Origin of the sequence: Microtetraspora glauca, from assembly GCF_040656155.1 — a bacterium.
In the GTDB taxonomy this organism is placed as follows: Bacteria; Actinomycetota; Actinomycetes; order Streptosporangiales; family Streptosporangiaceae; genus Microtetraspora; species Microtetraspora glauca.
The window spans coordinates 45,715-62,886 of sequence record NZ_JBFALK010000036.1 but is presented as its reverse complement, the minus strand read 5'-3'; the positions used below and the strand labels follow the sequence as shown (position 1 = coordinate 62,886).

Genomic DNA, 17,172 nt, shown 5'->3' with positions numbered 1-17,172 from the left:
TCCGCCGCTACATCGCCTGGCGTAACCGCAACGTCGATAACCCCCGCCTACGCCGGATCGTGAAGAGGGCAAACGTGGCCTGACACGGCACTAGTCAGCGTCCGTGGGGCGTCGTCGTGACGATCATCGGTCATGAGGGCATCGGCGCCTCGATCGACGGGGCAGCAATCGATGGTGCCTCCGGCCACGATCGGGCGTGGCTAGACGAGTACCCTGCAGTCGGGTCTGAACTGGAGGCCGTTGTCCAGACGATCGGGCGGTGGTATCCCCCCGCATGGGTGCGTCTGACCATCCGCGCGCGCGATCTTGAGCTTTTCCAGTGGACGTGTGACTTCTGCGCCCTTCCCACGACCCTGAGCCCGGGAGGCGATGGCGTTGTTATGGACGTTCGAAGCGCCGACGGACCGGGGAGCCATTCTGTTGCCGCTCATCGCGGATGCTTGGCCTCTCGCCTACATGAGCAGAGTCTCGAACGACATCGTGTCGATCACGTTGGCCGTGAGCTTGCCAATCACCCTGACGCTAGCTGAGCGTCGTGCAATTGGGCAGGGTGGCAAGGGGCGACCACGGTCACTCATGACCGGCCCCGCGCGCAGGTCAGCGGCTCTGACCGGCCGTGATCATGCGGTTTCCAAGCTGACAGCGCGGGTTCGATTCCCGTCACCCGCTCCACTGTGATGTCTCAACACATCGGAAACCCTCGAACCTACGGGCTCGAGGGTTTCGGCTTGTTCTGGGGTTGGTAGTCGCGGCTGGGATCGATGTTCAGCTCGCAGAGGAGTCCTCCGGTGGCGGCGTTGACAACCCGGACCTGGAGGTCGGCGAGCAGGACGACGTCGGTTCGGGCGTGGGTTCGTCCGATGCCGATGTGGTGGAGCCGTCCGTTGAGCGCCTATATGGGGACGCGTCCAGAAGCCGGTACGACAGGTCGACGTCGATCAACGGCCGGGCCCGGGCACGCCGTGTCGTCATAGACGATCCCCGGGGGATCCTGGAGCCGCATCACGCCATCAAGCCCGATAACCCGGTGCGCGCCGGAGAAGGTGCTGCTGCCAGACCTGGTTTTCCTCGAAGTGGTTGTCGTAGAGGTCCTGGGCTTCGAGGATGCTCTCCAAGGCGGCCTCGCCCTTGGCGACGCGCTGCAGTTGGCGGAAGTACTCGAAGCGCTCTATTCCGGGCGTGACGACGATCAGCAGATCGGCCTCGGTTCCGGGGGCGGCGGCGAAGGCGTGGACGGCGCGGGGCGGGACCACGACCAGGTCTCCCTGCTCCGCCGTGAGGACGCGTTCTCCGGTGAGGATCTCGGCCGTCCCCTGCAGGACGTAGAAGAGCTCGCTGGCCCTGGTGTGATGGTGCGGCGACGCTCCCGAGGCTCCCTGCCCGAGGGTGATCCGCTGAGCGCTGAGAGCTCCCCCAACCTGACTGCTGTCGGCATACAGTCGCCCGGTCACCTGGGCGGTCGTGAGGATCTCGGTCTCCGCCTCTCGTACCACCACGACGTCATGGGATGAAACAGGTAGTGACATATGACAGCGCCCCTCTCGTCGTCGACAGAGTGCTCCTCTGTGGCGACGTTGCCAACACCTTCGGAGTGAGCCTGATGGTCCCCTGACGCCGCCCCCTCGCACAGCTGTCGCCGTGCAGTCGCACTACCTGCCGCGGGGTGAGCGAGGGATCGTGGTGCAGGATCCGATCCTCCATCACGCGGATGCGAGGATCGGGGTCGAGACCGAAGGCCTCGGCCATCTGCCTGCGTCCTTCGGCGATGAGGGACAGCGCGTCCGCCTGCCGGCCCGCCTGGTAGAGCGCGTGCGCGGTGAGCACACGCAGCCGCTCCCGGTACGGGAAGGCCGCCAGCAGCCGTCCCAGTTCGGGGACCAGCACAGGGCCGAGCCCCTGAGCCAGATCGGCCTCCGCCGCGTCCTCGATGAGGCCCCTGTGCAACTCGGCCAGGTAGTGCGCCTCGTCACGGATCCATGGCCCGTCGGGAAAATCCTTCAGCGGCGCCCCGCGCCACTCGGCGAGTGCCTTGCGCAGATAGGCCGACGCCTGCGCGCTGTGGCCCGCGGCGAAGAGCTTGCGGCCCTCCTGTGCCAGAATGCGCACCCGTCCGATGTCCAGGGACTCCTGCCGGACGGTCAGGCGGTAGCCCCTGGAGCGCCTGGTGAGGATCTCGTAGTCGCCGCGTCGCTCCGTACCCGGCTCGAGGATCCGGCGCAGCTTGGACACGTACGCATGCAGGCTGTTCACGGCGACGCGACTGTTCGCGGTCTCCGGCCAGATCACGTCGATGAACTGCTCGATGTCGATGGTCTTATCTGCCCTGAGCATCAGCGCGCCGAGCACCATGCGCTGCTTTCTGGGGCCGAGATCAAGCGACGTGCCGTCAGCCGCCAGCACCGCCGTCTCACCGAGTAGCCGGAAGTCCATGATCTCCTCCATGAATGACGGAAGGCCCCTGGCCGGGGCCTCCCTCGGCCGGCCTGAATGAGAGCGGTTACTGTGCGGGACGGCCGATGAAGCTGGTCCGGTTCCGCTCAGCGATCTCGGTGATGAGCGGAGCCAGTTCCTCCATCGCGCGCCCGGGGGGAACGTTCGCGTCGAGGTCGGCGAAGAGCTTTCCGGTGCCGTCGGTCAGGCTGAAAGCCAGGAACTTCGCGGCCTTGCTGCGCACCTCGATGGTGTGCACGGCACCAGTGGGTACCGTGATCGACTCGCCGGGGCCCATCTCGTACCGCTTGGAGCCCACCTGAACTGACATCCTGCCGTGCAGCATGTAGTACGACTCAGGCCAGGGGTGCCGGTGCGGCGGGACGAAGCTACCTCGCTCGCCGTCGATCTCGAACAACTCGTACTCACCATTGGTGTGCTCCGCGCCGACCTTCACCGTGGCGGTGCTGTCGACCGTGAACAGCTCCCTGCCCTCGCCGGCAAGGCTGTGGTGAATCTGCTGGGACATCGAATCTCCTTCTGTGACACTGGGGTCGCAGTCCCCGGTGCTACTGGCATTCCGCTCTCACGTTAAGAACCAGGTGCGGCTGCGCTCCATCCCACGCGAAGGGGGATCTCGCCCGGCTGGCACCCCCAGGAATCTGGGATGGTGGCCGGCGGAGGACTCTTCGATACTGGGACCATGGTGAACCAGGCACGGGCCCGCGAGGCCAGGCGCGCCCTATCCGCCGTCGCGGCGGCCGGCCTGGGCCCGGCCGACGTCCAGCAAGAGGCGATCGACGTGGTCGGCCAGGTCGTGCCGTACGACGCCACCTGCTGGGCGGCTGTGGACCCGCAGACCATGCTGCCCACCGGTTCGGTGACGGTTGACCTCAACCCCTCCAAACAGCAGGAGGCACTGTTCGCCGAGATCGAGTACGGTCCTTCTGACTGCAACAGCTTCGCCGACCTCGCGCGGAGGCAGGTCCCCATCGGCCGGCTCTCCGACCAGCCGTTCGGCGAGGTCGTGCGCAGTCGGCGCGTCAACGAGCTCTACAAGTCCATCGGGGTGGCCTTCGACCTACGCGCGTCCTTCGTCAGCGACGGTGCCTGCTGGGGGATCGCCGGCCTGATGCGCGGCCCTGGCGGACCCGACTTCTCCACGGCCGAGGCAGACTTCCTGGCCTCGGTCGCTCCGCTGATCGGCATAGCGCTGCGGACGGCGAACAGGAGCAGGATGCCCGGCACCAGTGCGGGCTCCGGCGGCCCGGTCGTGATCGTGCTCGATGCTGGCGGCGAGTTCAAGGGCGCCACGCCCGCCGCCCTCGAATGGCTGGAGGCCTGGGAGGCGACACGCCCCGGCTGGCTCAACGTTGCACTGCAGGCGGTGGCCGCCGCGCTGTCCGGTTCCCCTACCGGCACGGCCTACGCCCGCATGCGTGACCTCTCGGGGACCTGGGTCGCGCTCCGCGCCGCGCAGTTGATGCCGCTGGACTCGTCGGCCGAGCGGGTGCTCATCACCGTCGAACCGGTGCCCGTCGACGAGGTGATCGGCATCATGCTGACCTCCTACGCCCTCACCGCGCGGGAGCGAGAGGTGTGCGAGGAGGTCCTCACGGGCCGTTCCACCGCCGAGATCGCCGATCGGTTGCATCTGTCGGCCTACACCATTCAGGACTACCTCAAATCGATCTTCGCGAAGGTCGGCGTGCGCAGCCGCAACCAGCTCGTCGGTCGTCTCCAGGGTTCCTAATCCAGGGACAGGACGCTAGCGATGGAGCGCCGATCGCGTTTGACGACGTCTTCGGTCATCTCTTTCGATCAGAGGGTCGAGTCGGGGCAAGTGAGGCTCGATCAAGGACCATTCCTCGTCAGTGAGGTCTCCACGCGCCATGGCGATGGCTTACGGCATCAGAGCTCAAGGCGCAGGCGAATCCTTCTGATCTCAACTCCGTACAGGCCCTAGTAGCCCTGCTTTCCTGGCGCGGTTGGACCTTGAGCTCGTGAGCCAATGTGCTGTTCATATGCACGATCCGGGTAGAGCTACAACTGACGCAGCACCTGCATAGCATCCCTCTCCATGCGCGAAAGATCATGGAGAATGACGCGGGCCTGCTCGAGATGCCCCACGTCGCCGCGCTCTCCAGCCTTCGTGATCAAGATGGCCACGTCCGTCCACAGGGTGGCGGCCTCGGCGTACAGCTTGTGACCGGCGCGCAGGTTGCTGTCGTCGATCAGCTGGACGCACTCGCCGAGGAAGTCGCGATAGAGGGCACGAAACAAAGCACCGCCGGTACCGGCTTTCTCCATGAGGAGGGCAGCTTGCCGTAGGTCCTGCTGCGGGTTACCGGCGCGCAGCAGCCATTTGGGCACCTGCTTGGCGGCTTTCTCGATGCCCCGGTGGCCCAGGTTCGCGATGGGAGCGGCCAGGAAGGCGTCGGCGCAGTCTTTGATGGCGGGGATGATCTGGTCCTGCCAGCAGGGCGAGTGCTCCGGCAGGGTGATGGTGAAGGATCGGTTTCTGGCGGTCATCGGGCCGCGTTCGGTCCGCGCCATGGCCAAGCTGGCCCTGCTGGTGCGCACCGCCCCTCCCTGCTGGTCGGTGTCCACCAGGTGGACGTCGTGCTCGTCGTAGCCGTACATGGCGACGACATGGCCGCCGAAGTGCACCTTGGACCGGAAGTACTCCAGGTGATAGCAGTCGAGTTGAAGGCCGACCGGCCGACCGGCATCGATGGGGGCGGCGACGTTCTCCCACGCCTTTCGCGGTGATGTGGTCTCCTCGACGAGTAATGTCAGCCCCAGCCTGGCGGTCAGGTTCCTGGTGAGGTCGAAAGGCTTGACGCGGCCTCCGAGAAAGGGGAACTCCATGCCCTTGCTGTCCCAATAGATGAAGGACAGGCCCGAGCCCAGCCCGAACAGCATGGGCTCGGACAGATCAAGTCCCTCATGCCGCAACAGCACTCCCAGCGCCGTCGTCTCGCAGTGATGCATGCCGCGAGCCTCGATGTCCTTCACGATGGTCATACGTCGCTCTCCTCAACCCCTGGGCGATCAGCGTGCCGGCTACTTCCTTGACCAGCTACCAGGATCGTCAGGAGTAGCGTGAAGCCTCCCATAGGGGGAGAGTCCAGCCGCGTGATCCACACCTCGCCGGGGGTCGGCTCGGCGAGTGCCGACTCCCATCCGGCGGGCGAGCCCCGAGGTTGGCCGGGGCCTCGCCATGGTGGATCTCACTGTCGCGCATGTCATACGACATCACCGCGGCCGCGCTCCTGCTCTTTACTGAAGCAGACCGCTTCATCGCTGGTCATCGTTCCGCCAGAAGAACCCACACCGCTGGAACACGTGTAATTGCGGGCCCGAAGAGCCCAAGATGCCCCGAGAGCGGTACCCCGAGAGGGCGGCGGTCTCGTCGTCACCGTCCGCTTCCCCTGTCCATAGCCCCACCCGCGTCGTGTTCTTCGAGAAGGCGGGCCATCCGTTTCTCGTACGGCCGCCAGTCGAGGCCCCTGCTCTCAGCCCAACCGTCGTCGTGGCAAGCGCGCAGGTGACGGGGGTGCGCATCTCCGATGAGGGTGACGACGTCGCCCCGGACGCCCTGGGCCCGCATCCGCGCGATGATCTCCAGCGCTCCCCACAGGTTGGTGCCGGTGGCCGGTCCCACCGGAAGCCCGGTCACCTGGCGGACCCACCGCGCAGCGGCGACGCTGGCCGCGTCCGGCACGGGGACGACCAGGTCGATGAGGTCGGCGACGAATCCCGGCTCCATCCGCGGGCGGCCGATGCCCTCGATGCGGGAGGGCATGCCCGTGCTGTAGTCGGGGGCGTCACTCGCCCAGCCGGGGAAGTAGGCGGAGTTCTCCGGATCGACCACCGCCAGCCGTCCGGGCAGGCCGCCAGCACGGAGGCGGCGGCCGGCGGCGGCCGCGGTCGCGCCGGTGCCCGCGCCGACCACGATCCAGCGTGGGCATTCAGTGACCTGCTCAAACAGCTCGTCGGCCAGGCTGCCCCCGCGCCACCCGACGGTCGCTGCCGCCGTGTAGTGGTCCACGTAATGGCCGCCCACCGCGCGGGCCAGCTTCTCGGCCTCCTCGTAGATGGCCAGCGGCGGGTCCACGTGCCGGTAGCTCCCGCCGAGCCGCTCGACCTCCTCGCCCGAGGATTTCTTCGGCATGACCGCGATGTACGGCAGGCCGAGCAGCTGGGCGAAGTAGGCCTGGGCGACGGCCATGGAGCCGCCGGTGGCCTCGACGACCGTTGTGCCCGCCACGATCCGGCCCGCGGCGATCGCGTCGGCGAGCAGGGCGCGGGCAAGTCGGTGCTTGAGGCTGCCGGTTGGCTGGGCCGACTCGTCCTTGAGCCACAGCCGGACTCCCCACGATGCCGGCAGCGGGAATTCGCCGAGCGGCGTGACGCCCACCCGTGCCCTCTCGTCATCCAGCAGGGCGAGCGCCTCGGTCGCCCACGTACTGATCACGCGACCAATGTACGTCTGGGAACCCGGGCTTGGCTGATCAGCGATCTGGATGAAGGATCTCCATCGCCCGGAGCACGTCCGCGGAACATGATCTGCTTCGTACTCATCGTCGGGCCAGGCAGGGCGAGACCGACTTGCACGTGTTCACGTGGCCCCGCTACCTCGGACTGGACATGGGGTGAGGTGTCTGCCAAAGCGGCTTCTGAGCTGGGTGGTACTCGCGCCAGATCGCGGCGCCTGCCTCGTTGTAGCCGACGAGTTGGAATCCTTCAAGGTAGATGTCACCTGGGCGCCGGTAGCTGCCGGAGAACAACCGGACGCCGATCTTCCAGGGATCGGCTCGCGTGTCGGCGGTCACTCTCCGACCGTCCTTGAAGATCAGTGCGACCCGAGTGGTCTGGGCGGTGGTGACGCCGAACCAGCGGTCGCCATGGTCCCGGAACTCAACGGGGTACTTACGGTCGCCCATGTCGGTCATCAGGTCCTTCGACCGGACCAGGTGGATGCCGACTTCCTGGCCATCCAGCGTCCAGATGAGCGTTTTGTCGGGAGTCTCGTACGCGTTGGCTGTGAGGCCTCCGGGCATCCGCATGGCCGAACCGAGGGGGTTGCTGTTGGCTTCCGGCCCGAGATGGTCGGTCTGCTTCTTAACCCGTTCGATGACCCGCCCCTCGGTGTCGGTGAACGTGAATGCCGTTATATGCGCCTTCGATGGCACGCTCACCGTCCAGATCGACAGGGGTGCGCCCTCGGGCCGTTGGAGCCTACCGACAACTGTGGAGCCGTCCTCGGCAACGGCCGAGACCCCCGCCACACCCTCACGGGCGACCCCGTAATACAGCACCGCCTCCGGCAACGGCCATGACGCTGTCGCCCCTTCCTCCCAGGCCTGTTCCTCCTGTGGCCGGGTGTCGATGAGAACGTTGCCGCAGGATGCGTCGCTTCCACCGTCTCTTGACTGAGTGGCCGTACAGAACGCCGTGCCGGCCACACCTTGTGCGTCTGTCGTCTTTGCAAACCAAAGGAGCATCGGTCTGTGCTCCGATGGGTTGTCGAGGATCAGTCGGTCACCAAGCGCTGTCTTGTCCTGCATGACATCCGCATAGATGTCACCATCACGTGCTGTGCTGGCATAAGCGGTCACAACACCGGTGCCGGCCTCGTCGTTCTGTGCGCTTCCTATGGCCAGGAACATCGGTAGAGCGGTTGCGGCCGCAGCCATTGGGACCAGCGTGAGTAGCCAGATGCGGCGCTGCCGCGAGCGGAGAGTGCGCTTGCGCACCTCGATCCACGCCTGAGGGCTGGTTCCGTAGGTGTGGGCGCGTGCTTCGAGTGCCGAACGCAGACGGTCTTCGAGCTCAGTCATGACGTCTCCAGTACTTTGCTCAGAGCGGCGATGCCGCGGCTGGCGTGTGTTTTCACCGAGCCCGGCGATACACCAATGGCCTCGGCGATCTCACGTTCGGATAGATCCAGCCAATAACGCAGGACAAGAACCTCACGCTGACGGCGCGGCAGGCCGTCCAGGGCGGCAAGCAACTCACGATGCTCTTCAGAGACGATCGCGATGTGCTCGCTGCTGGGCATCGGACCGGACGGTTCTATGCGGCACAGCCTTGCCACTCGTAGATGACGCAGCCGTTTACGGGTCAGGTTGCAGACAGTCACGCGCAAGTAGCCAAGCGCGGCCCCGTCGTCCCGTAGCCGACGCGAGTGCAGGCGAGCGAACGCCTCCTGAACGATGTCTTCTGGATCATCCGCGCCGAGCAGCCCCGCCAGCCGTACCAATGCCCGGCACTGGCTCGCGAACAGCTCCGCGAATGCCGAGACCTCGCTCGTCCTCGTCGAGGTGTCTATCACACCTTCAAGACCCTCGAAGGGGCGGTTCGTTGACACGTCGAAGGACAAGGATCAAAGGTACGTGTTTCGCACGTGCGATCAGAGCGTGCAGCCACGGCGGCCAGCACCAAGGCGGATCATGGAAGTGGAGGCCGGGGAGACCCATCTCCTTGACCACATCCACCCAGCGCGTCCAGGTGTTGAAGCCGCTCCGCCGATCAGGCAGGCGAGGCGTGCGCGCCGCGCGGAAAGATCCCGGTCACGGGCTGATCGTCGGGGCATGGGGAGAAGCATGCGGCGCCGCACAACCAATGATGGTTGCTATAGCCAGTGAACATGTTCGCCCTCTCTCTCATACTCAATCCCTGTGCATGTGAAGAACAAGACTGTGATTATGCGAAATACATCAGGACACTCGTGTGCATGAAGCCTCCCGGCACTGCCCCAGGCAGCGATAGGACGCTCATCGAGCATCTGGCGCACGTACGTTGGATCGCCGGTGGAACAGGAGCCGGCAAGAGCACAGTGACTATGGCGCTGGCCCGCCGACACGACGCCCGGCTCTACAACGGTGACCGAGCAGAACACGACTGGGTGGCCCGAAGTACGCGGCAGCATCACCCTCACCTGCACGCCCTATTGGGCGCTGCGCCTGGACAGGTATGGGCGGGCCGGTCGGCACAGGAAGTGTTCCAGTCGATGGCCAGCCTGCATGGAGAGGTGATCGGCTTCCTCATCGAGGATCTCCTTGCCCTTCCCAATGACCGGATCGTCCTGGTCGACTACTTCGGCGTCCTGCCCCGCGATGTCGCGCCCCTGCTTGCCGGCTTTCACCAGGCGGTGTTCTTGCTGCCTTCCCCCGAGTTCCGTCGGCGTGTTCTGGCCATGCGCTATGCCGACCCTCTGCGAGCCCGAGCCACATGGGGATCCCACGGTCCAGAAGAAATGCTCGCCAAACGCCTCGCCCGAGACGCGCTGTGGGATGAGGAGGTCCGCCAGCAAGCCACCGCCCACGGGCTGTGTACGGTCTCGGTAGACGGCACCCGTCCCGTCGAAGACCTCGTCACCGAGGTGGCCACCCATCTCCGCCTGCCTCAGGCGCCGGGGTGCTCTTGAACTGATTCTCGTACTGCAATAGCTATTGCAACAGGGGCACATCCGCGTCCGTGATCGCCTTGTCCGCCCCACGTGCAGCGTGCTGATAGATCATCGCCGCCCTGACGTTGTCGTGCCCCATCCTTGCCATCAGGTCCTTGAGGCCCCCTGACTCGGCGGCGAGCATGTTGCCGGTGCGTGGCATGGCCAGCGTTGCGAGGCCGGACGCATTGCTATGGCGAACAGGTTGAGTGCGGTGCGAGGGACGACGGGGGTGTCATCGAGGCGACTCCGAAACGATCACGAGACCGCTTGGCTGAACCTTCACAGGAAGAAAGCGAGAGCCCGCTCGGCCACAACCGGGGCTGATTTCTGTTCGGATGGCCCCAAATGGTTGAGGCCGTCCAAGGTTTCGAGTGCGGCGTTGGGCAGCGTGTCGCGGAGCATTGCGAACTCGGCTCGGTGCGCGGGCGACGAGCGGCCGCCCACCAGGAGCAGCACTGAGCTGGTGACGTTCGCGAACTCGGTGAGCCGACCCTGTTGGGCTGCAATCTGCTCGTGCTCGACCAGACAGGCCTCCAGAAGGGGCCGCATCCGCTGCCAGGTCGGCCCGCGGAATCCCACACGCAACGCCATGCGCAGATACCAGTGGGGCAGTTTGGTCATAATGGCCGGCGCACCGCCCGAACCTTGGATGAAATGAACGAACGCGCCGTAGGGGTCACCCGCGCCCAGCCGTTCCCGGTACGGGGCCATCCAGGCGGTGGGCACAGGGGCGCAGGGCACTCCGGGCTCGTAGACCGCGATGCGATCGAACAGCCGGAACGAGCGTGCGGTCTCGAGGATGACCAGTCCGCCGTAGCTGTGTCCGAACGCTAGTCGCGCCCCGGTCTCCGCCTGGACAGCGAGGAGATCTTCTACTTCCTTTCCCAGGGCGTATTGGGGTCCCTGCGGGCCGCTGGCGCCACGCCCTCGCCGGTCGACGATGTGCACCGTAAAGGAGCGGGCCAGCGTGGAGGCCAGCGGCAGGTAGTCCTCCGAGGTTTTCAGAGTGCCACCGACCACGATGAGACCCGGTCCGGCACCCATCGTCTGATAGCTGATCGCCGTGCCGTCTGCTGAAAAGATGGTGCGCTGGCGTAACGACGGGGTCTGGATGCCCTGGTTCACTTGCCCGCCTCCCGCTCCAGCCGGTCGAACGTCGCCAGCAGCCGCGCGGTGTGCTCGGCATACTCCTCGTACGGCACGCCACTCTGTGCAACAACTGCGGCCAGCCGGTCTTCGAACCCCTGCTGGATCGAGGCCACCAGCTGCTTTCCCTCATCGGTGAGGCTCAGCCGTCGGCGGTGCCCCCCGGCCGGGTCGGGCTGGACGTCGAGAAGCCCGTCGGCGGCAAGGACAGCGGTCATGCGGCTTACCGACGGCTCGGTCACACCGAGGTATTCGGCAAGGGTCCGTTGCGTCGAAGCCCCCAGCTCCCCCACCAGGGTCAGCGCCACAAAGCGGCTGTAGGACACGTTGTGCTCCGCCCGCAGGATCCGGTCGGCCGCCCGGTCCAGCCGGGCGGTGAGCACATGCAGGTTGAAACTCAGGTTGCGTTCCACGTAGTAGAACTTAACATGCTAACTTAGCCGCTGCAAGTTAGTCGTTGCCCACGAGGGCATCGTCGAGTACCGACGTCTGGCGGAGATCATTCACGTCGCTTGGTACGGCTGGGCGTTGCAGAAGACAGGCGTGCCCGTTGCGTGCCCGTTCGGTCGGCGATCAGCGGGAAGCAGCGGGGACTCACGGTGACTCGACCACATCAGGTCCAGGTCAGCGTTTGCGCAGCCCAGGAGGCTCGGTCTTGAAAGACTTCCCAAGCTGACAGCGCGGGTCCGACCCCCGTCACCCGCTCTCAGAGCGAATCAGGGACACATTCCCGGCCCGGGCGTCTGTGTGCGCGCGGTTGAAGTCACCGTGGACCATTCCGATGACTCCCTGGTGGTCGTGATGAAGGTCCAGACCGAGACCCCGCGCTGATCGCCCGTGCCGCCGGAGCATCAGGCCGGACGGTTCTCCATGGAGATCGACACTACTGAATGAGGCCCGTCCATCAGTTCCTCGTCCAGACACACGCCGCTTTCCATTTACGGGTCGAAGATGAGAACGGGTGGGTGGCTCGGCGAAAACTAGACTTGCGCCATGCCCATCTACCTGAGCCTGCTCGACGGCGTGCGGTGGCGAGGGCAGCCGGTGGTCGGCGAGAGGGCTCAGGCGCTGCTCGCAGCCCTCGCACTCGCCTGCCGGACCGTGAACGCGGACCGGCTCGTCGCAGAGGTATGGGGGGACGACGAACCGGCCAATCCGGCGAAAGCGCTGCAGGTCCTGGTGTCGCGGACGAGGGCGGTCGTGGGGTCGGAGGCGCTCGTCACGGAAGGGGGCGGCTACCGGCTCGAGGTTCCGCCCGACCGGGTCGACGCCGGTCGGCTGCACGATCTGGCAAGCCGGGCGCGGGCGCTGCTCGTCGAGAATCCGGCCGCGGCGGCCGCGGCCGCGGAGGAGGCGCTCGCGCAGGGCATCGGGGCGCTGCCGCCCGAGGGCGGCGGCCCGCTGGCCGAGGTGCGCCGGCTCGCGGAACGCGACCTGGCGTCCGCGCGGCTCGTGCTCTCCCGGGCCCGGAGCCGGAGCGGCGACCACGGCCCCGCCCTGCCCGGCCTCGAGGAGGCCGTGCGCGTCCACCCCGAGGACGAGGGGCTGCTCACCGACCTCCTGCGCAGCGAGGCGGCGGTGCGCGGGACGGGCGCCGCGCTGGACCGCTTCGAGCGCTACCGGTCGGACCTGCGTGAGCGGATCGGCGCCGACGTCGGCCCGGAGCTGCGGCGGGTCCACCAGGAGCTGCTGGCGCTCGACAGCCCCGTACGTGCCGGCGTGCGGTTCGACACGACTCCGTTGCTCGGCCGCGGGGACGACCTCCGACGGGTGCGGGCACTGCTCGCCACCTCCCGGGTGGTCTCGATCCTCGGCCCGGGCGGGCTCGGCAAGACCCGGCTCGGCCATGCCGTCGCCCGCGAGGCCCCGCAGCCGGTGGTGCACTTCGTCGAGCTGGTCGGCGTGACCGCGGCCGAGGACCTGGTCGGCGAGGTCGGGTCGGCGCTCGGCGTCCGCGACTCGGTGACCGGACGCCGCACGCTCACCCCGCGGCAGCGCGCCGACATCCGGGCCCGGATCGCCCAGCAGCTCGACGTGGCCCCGACACTGCTGGTGCTCGACAACTGCGAGCATCTGGTGGAGGCGGTCGCCGACCTGGTCGCCTATCTGACCGCGACCACGCGGGAGCTCCGCGTTCTCACCACGACCCGCTCGCCGCTGGCGATCGCCGCCGAACGCGTCTACCCGCTGCCCCAGCTGGGAACCGGCGACGCCGTCGAGCTGTTCCGCGACCGCGCGACCGCGGCCCGGCCCGGCGTACGCCTCGACGAGGAGGACGTGCGCGCCGTCGTGGCCCGCCTGGACGGCCTGCCGCTCGCGATCGAACTGGCCGCCGCGAAGGTGAGGGTGATGTCCCCGGCCGAGATCGCCCGCCGGCTGGCGGACAGGTTCGCGCTGCTGCGCGGCGGCGACCGGAGCGCGCCCTCACGGCACCAGACGCTGCTGGCGGTGATCGACTGGTCCTGGAACCTTCTCGGCGAGCGGCAGCGCCTGGCCCTGCGCCGCCTCTCGGCCTTCCCGGACGGCTTCGCCCTCGACGCGGCGGAGGAGGTGCTCGGCGGAGACGCTCTCGGCGACATCGAGGAGCTCGTGGAGCAGTCCCTGCTCACCGTCGTGGAGACGGCCGACGGCGTCCGGTACCGCATGCTGGAGACGGTGCGCGAGTTCGGCCGGGTGCGGCTGGACTCGGCCGGCGAGACCGCCGAGGCGCGGGCCGCCGTGCGCGCGTGGGCCGTCGGTTACGCCGACCGGCACGGCGTTCGGCTGTACTCGCCGGAGCAGGTCGACGCGGTGGACCGGCTGCGTTCGGAGGAGACGAACCTCGCCGACATCCTGCGCGAGTCCCTCGCCGACCCCGACCCGGAAACGGTGGTCGTGCTGTTCTCCGCTCTGGGCGGCTACTGGACGATCCGCGGGGACCATCCGCGCGGCATCGTCCTCACTCCGGCCGTCGCCGCCGCGCTGACCGGCTGGACGCCACCGCCCCGGCTCCTCGACCGGACCCGGGTGGCCCTGAGCATGGCGCTGTTCAACACCCTCATGGTCTCCGCCGAAGAGATCGGGGGGCTGGTACGGATGTTGTCCGCGCTGGGCGCCGACTCGGCGAACCCGGCCATCCGGGCGCTGGTGACCACGCTGCTCACCACGGTGGCGAACCCCGAGAACGGCTTCGACACGCTGATCGCCGATCCCGACCCCATGATCCGCCAGATCGCGCTGCACTGGCTGAGCCACGGCCTGGAGAACGCCGGCGACCCGGCCGGCGCGATCGAAGCGGCCCGGGCCGCCCTCCAGCTCGTCGGTGACGACGACGGTCCCTGGCGCCGGGCCGTGCTGCACACCCAGCTCGCCGGCCTGTACGCGCACCTCGGTGACTCCGTGTCGGCCTCCGGACACGCCACCGAGGCGCTCCCGGTGCTCGAACGCCTCGGGGCGGTGGACGACGCCATCCAGCTCCGCGCCGCCCTCGCCATGGCGGCGCTCACCGAGGGGCGCCGCGACGAGGCCGCACGGATGATCGACGACCTGGAGGCGCTCGCCTCCCAGGGCACCTACGGCGGGGTCCTGTCGGCCGCCGCCGGCAGAGCCCAGCTGGCCCTCGTCGACGGCGACATCGCCGAGGGACTGCGGCGGCACCGCGAGACCGCCGAGGTGCTCCAGAATCTGCGCGTCCCGGGCACGCCGGACGGTTTCACACCGTGGACCATCCTGGGCGAGGTCATCGCGCTCTCGGCGTTCGCGCAGTACGGCGAGGGCGACGACGGCGCGGACTTCTTCGAGTCGCTGCGGACCAAGGTCCTGGTCATATTCGGTCCGGACCACACGTTCAGGGACTTCCCGGTGGTGGGGATGGTGCTCGCCGGGCTGGGCATCTGGGGCCTGCTGAAGGGGGCGCTGCCCGCCGAGGAGGCGGTCCGGCTGCTCGTGCTCGCCGACCGGTTCGCCTACAACCGGTTCACCCCGACGATGCAGTGGTCGGTGCTGTCCGCGCACGCCGAGCGGATCGCTCCCGGCGTGTTGTCGCGGATCGGGGCCGAATACGGCGAACAGCGCGGCCCCGACCTGCTGGCCGAGGCCCGTACCGTCCTGGAGCGGGTGGGCTGACACCGTCTACATCTTGCGGGAGTACGAGCGGACCGCCAGCGGAGCGAAGATCACGACGACGACCACGCAGCCGACGAGCGCCCAGCCGACCTCGGCTGTCACGGCCCCGTCGTTGAACAGGTCGCGCACCGCGGAGACGACGTGCGACACCGGGTTGACCTTCACGAACGCCTCCAGCCAGCCGGGCAGCGTCTCGGCGGGGACGAAGGCGTTGGACAGGAAGGTGAGCGGGAACATGATCATCATCGAGATGCCCTGGACGCTCTGCGCGGAACGCGCCATCGTGCCCAGCCAGGTGAAGATCCACGCCAGTGACCAGCCTGAGATCACGGTGAGGGCGATGCCGCCGACGCAGCCGAGCACGCCGCCGCCGGGGCGGTAACCGATGACCAGGCCGGTGACGAGCGTCAGCACCGACGCGATGCCGTAACGGATCAGGTCGGCGATCATCGGCCCCGCCAGGGGGGCGATCCTCGCGATCGGCAGGGACTTGAAGCGGTCGAACACCCCCTTGTCCATGTCTTCGCGCAACTGCACGCCGGTCGCCATGCAGACGGTCAGGGCCGTCTGGGCGAGGATGCCGGGGATCAGTACCGGGAGGTAGTCCGACACGCTGCCGGAGATCGCACCGCCGAAGATGAACGCGAACATCGCGGTGAACAGCAGGGGCTGGATGAGGACGTCGAAGAACTGCTCGGGCTTGCGGCGCATCTTCTTCAGGGCTCGCCGTGCCATCGCCAGGACCTGGACCCAGGTCTCCTGGACCGAGCTGCGGGACGTGGTGCGGGCGACCACGGCGGCCGGATCGACGCGCCGAGGGGCGAGGGGGGTCGCGGTCATGGTGCTCGTAGTGGTCATCGGGCCGCCTCCATCTGGGGTTCGTCGACGGCGCCGTGGCCGGTCAGCGCCAGGAAGACCTCGTCCAGCGTCGGTTTGGCGACGCTCACCGAGGAGATGCCAAGGCCTGCTTCCCGCAGGCCGATCAGGACGTCCGCGGCCCGGTTGGGGTCGGGGAGGGGGATGTTCATACGTCCTGATTCCGGGGTCAGGACCGGCTCCTCGCCCAGCAGTCGGCGGACGACGTCCGCGGCCAGGGCGATGTCGGAGCCGTCGGCGAGGCTGAGCTGCAGGGTCGAGTCGCCCACCTGGGTCTTCAGTGCGTCGGGGGTGTCTTCGGCGACCTTCCGGCCTCGGTCGATCACGGCAACACGGTCGGCCAGTTGGTCGGCCTCGTCCAGATACTGAGTGGTAAGGAGGATCGTGGAGCCGTCGGTGACCAGCTCGCGAATGGTGTCCCACATCTGGCCCCGGGTTCTCGGGTCAAGGCCGGTCGTGGGCTCGTCCAGGAAGATCAGGGGTGGACGGGTGATCAGGCTCGACGCGAGGTCCAGTCGGCGGCGCATGCCACCGCTGAACTGGGACAGGGGACGGTCGGCCGCCTCCTGAAGGCCGAATCGTTCGAGCAACTCGACGGCTATGGCCTTGGCTCGGGTGCCGGTCAGACCTTGTAGACGGGCGAACAGCCAGAGGTTCTCCCGGGCGGTCAGGTCCTCGTCAACCGAGGCGTACTGGCCGGTGACGCCCACCAGCTGTCGGATGCGGTGGGGTTCCCGCCGGACGTCGACGCCGAAGATCTCCGCGTGGCCGCCGTCGATCGGGAGCAGGGTGGCGAGCATCCGGAGCATCGTGGTCTTACCCGCTCCGTTGGGGCCCAGGACTCCGAAGATCTCGCCTTGCCGTACATGAAGGTCGATTCCGTCCACGGCCCGGAAGTCTCCGAAGTTCTTGACCAAACTCTCGGCCCGGACGGCACTGAGGTCCGCCATGACGCGTCTCCTCTCTCCGCCGGGTACCTCCCGGCGTCCGAGGAGAGCTTCCGCGTTGTCGGCTTCATCGCGGCTTCACGGTGGTTTCACCTCTGACCTGGCGGTTTCACCGGCTCCGGTGTGATTCTCCGCTACGGCGTGTCTTCGCCATTTGCCGCCGCACCTTCACCGTCCGGGAGAAGGGCCCGCGCGTTGTCCCCGCTCCCG

At 67.6% G+C, this 17,172-nt stretch carries 14 protein-coding genes; 3 read left to right on the top strand and 11 right to left on the bottom strand.

The window, feature by feature from the left end; genetic code table 11:
- Positions 1–1,010: 1,010 nt before the first annotated feature.
- From AB0I59_RS40410 to AB0I59_RS40400, 3 genes are all read right to left on the bottom strand, one after another.
- The gene (locus AB0I59_RS40410) at positions 1,011–1,496 is read right to left on the bottom strand and encodes a cupin domain-containing protein (RefSeq protein ID WP_358141994.1); all 486 of its coding nucleotides are present in this window, start codon (positions 1,494–1,496) and stop codon (positions 1,011–1,013) included.
- A gap of 4 nt (positions 1,497–1,500) precedes the next feature.
- The gene (locus AB0I59_RS40405) at positions 1,501–2,430 is read right to left on the bottom strand and encodes an AfsR/SARP family transcriptional regulator (RefSeq protein ID WP_358141991.1); all 930 of its coding nucleotides are present in this window, start codon (positions 2,428–2,430) and stop codon (positions 1,501–1,503) included.
- A 67-nt stretch (positions 2,431–2,497) separates the two neighbouring features.
- Positions 2,498–2,959 carry a cupin domain-containing protein gene (locus tag AB0I59_RS40400; protein WP_061253105.1) on the bottom strand — a complete coding sequence of 154 codons (462 nt, stop codon included), beginning with the start codon at positions 2,957–2,959 and terminating at the stop codon, positions 2,498–2,500.
- Positions 2,960–3,133: 174 nt separating this feature from the next.
- Between AB0I59_RS40400 and AB0I59_RS40395 the strand changes: the two genes are divergently transcribed.
- Complete coding sequence (locus AB0I59_RS40395; RefSeq protein WP_358141988.1) at positions 3,134–4,183, top strand: helix-turn-helix transcriptional regulator; 1,050 nt, start codon at positions 3,134–3,136, stop codon at positions 4,181–4,183.
- Between the two features lie 290 nt (positions 4,184–4,473).
- Here the strand turns inward: AB0I59_RS40395 and AB0I59_RS40390 are convergent, their stop codons facing one another.
- From AB0I59_RS40390 to AB0I59_RS40375, 4 genes are all read right to left on the bottom strand, one after another.
- Entirely contained in the window at positions 4,474–5,457 is a 984-nt protein-coding gene (locus AB0I59_RS40390; protein WP_358141985.1) for a BtrH N-terminal domain-containing protein, read from the bottom strand.
- A gap of 391 nt (positions 5,458–5,848) precedes the next feature.
- Positions 5,849–6,910, bottom strand: a complete 1,062-nt coding sequence (locus AB0I59_RS40385; protein ID WP_358141983.1) for a pyridoxal-phosphate dependent enzyme — start codon at positions 6,908–6,910, stop codon at positions 5,849–5,851.
- Between the two features lie 157 nt (positions 6,911–7,067).
- Entirely contained in the window at positions 7,068–8,276 is a 1,209-nt protein-coding gene (locus AB0I59_RS40380) for a hypothetical protein (RefSeq protein ID WP_358141980.1), read from the bottom strand.
- Entirely contained in the window at positions 8,273–8,818 is a 546-nt protein-coding gene (locus AB0I59_RS40375) for a SigE family RNA polymerase sigma factor (RefSeq protein ID WP_358141977.1), read from the bottom strand. The genes AB0I59_RS40380 and AB0I59_RS40375 overlap by 4 nt, the downstream gene beginning before the upstream one ends.
- A 354-nt stretch (positions 8,819–9,172) precedes the next feature.
- Between AB0I59_RS40375 and AB0I59_RS40370 the strand changes: the two genes are divergently transcribed.
- Complete coding sequence (locus AB0I59_RS40370) at positions 9,173–9,865, top strand: hypothetical protein (RefSeq protein WP_358141974.1); 693 nt, start codon at positions 9,173–9,175, stop codon at positions 9,863–9,865.
- Positions 9,866–10,168: 303 nt separating this feature from the next.
- Here AB0I59_RS40370 and AB0I59_RS40365 read toward each other — a convergent pair whose 3' ends face one another.
- Positions 10,169–11,014 carry an alpha/beta fold hydrolase gene (locus AB0I59_RS40365; protein ID WP_358141971.1) on the bottom strand — a complete coding sequence of 282 codons (846 nt, stop codon included), beginning with the start codon at positions 11,012–11,014 and terminating at the stop codon, positions 10,169–10,171.
- The gene (locus AB0I59_RS40360; RefSeq protein WP_082776519.1) at positions 11,011–11,448 is read right to left on the bottom strand and encodes a MarR family winged helix-turn-helix transcriptional regulator; all 438 of its coding nucleotides are present in this window, start codon (positions 11,446–11,448) and stop codon (positions 11,011–11,013) included. Before AB0I59_RS40360 ends, AB0I59_RS40365 begins: the two co-directional genes overlap by 4 nt.
- A gap of 580 nt (positions 11,449–12,028) precedes the next feature.
- Between AB0I59_RS40360 and AB0I59_RS40355 the strand changes: the two genes are divergently transcribed.
- The gene (locus AB0I59_RS40355) at positions 12,029–15,139 is read left to right on the top strand and encodes an ATP-binding protein (protein ID WP_358141968.1); all 3,111 of its coding nucleotides are present in this window, start codon (positions 12,029–12,031) and stop codon (positions 15,137–15,139) included.
- A 6-nt stretch (positions 15,140–15,145) separates the two neighbouring features.
- Here the strand turns inward: AB0I59_RS40355 and AB0I59_RS40350 are convergent, their stop codons facing one another.
- Together AB0I59_RS40350 and AB0I59_RS40345 are read right to left on the bottom strand one after the other, a co-directional pair.
- Complete coding sequence (locus AB0I59_RS40350) at positions 15,146–15,997, bottom strand: ABC transporter permease (RefSeq protein ID WP_061253096.1); 852 nt, start codon at positions 15,995–15,997, stop codon at positions 15,146–15,148.
- Positions 15,994–16,965 carry an ATP-binding cassette domain-containing protein gene (locus tag AB0I59_RS40345; protein ID WP_061253095.1) on the bottom strand — a complete coding sequence of 324 codons (972 nt, stop codon included), beginning with the start codon at positions 16,963–16,965 and terminating at the stop codon, positions 15,994–15,996. The genes AB0I59_RS40350 and AB0I59_RS40345 overlap by 4 nt, the downstream gene beginning before the upstream one ends.
- Positions 16,966–17,172 lie beyond the last annotated feature (207 nt).

Coding starts and splice junctions, on each gene's coding strand:
- AB0I59_RS40405 (WP_358141991.1), bottom strand. CDS start 2,430: ATGGACTTCCGGCTACTCGGTGAGACGGCGGTGCTGGCGGCTGACGGC.
- AB0I59_RS40395 (WP_358141988.1), top strand. CDS start 3,134: ATGGTGAACCAGGCACGGGCCCGCGAGGCCAGGCGCGCCCTATCCGCC.
- AB0I59_RS40355 (WP_358141968.1), top strand. CDS start 12,029: ATGCCCATCTACCTGAGCCTGCTCGACGGCGTGCGGTGGCGAGGGCAG.
- AB0I59_RS40400 (WP_061253105.1), bottom strand. CDS start 2,959: ATGTCCCAGCAGATTCACCACAGCCTTGCCGGCGAGGGCAGGGAGCTG.
- AB0I59_RS40370 (WP_358141974.1), top strand. CDS start 9,173: ATGAAGCCTCCCGGCACTGCCCCAGGCAGCGATAGGACGCTCATCGAG.
- AB0I59_RS40350 (WP_061253096.1), bottom strand. CDS start 15,997: ATGACCACTACGAGCACCATGACCGCGACCCCCCTCGCCCCTCGGCGC.
- AB0I59_RS40345 (WP_061253095.1), bottom strand. CDS start 16,965: ATGGCGGACCTCAGTGCCGTCCGGGCCGAGAGTTTGGTCAAGAACTTC.
- AB0I59_RS40380 (WP_358141980.1), bottom strand. CDS start 8,276: ATGACTGAGCTCGAAGACCGTCTGCGTTCGGCACTCGAAGCACGCGCC.
- AB0I59_RS40390 (WP_358141985.1), bottom strand. CDS start 5,457: ATGACCATCGTGAAGGACATCGAGGCTCGCGGCATGCATCACTGCGAG.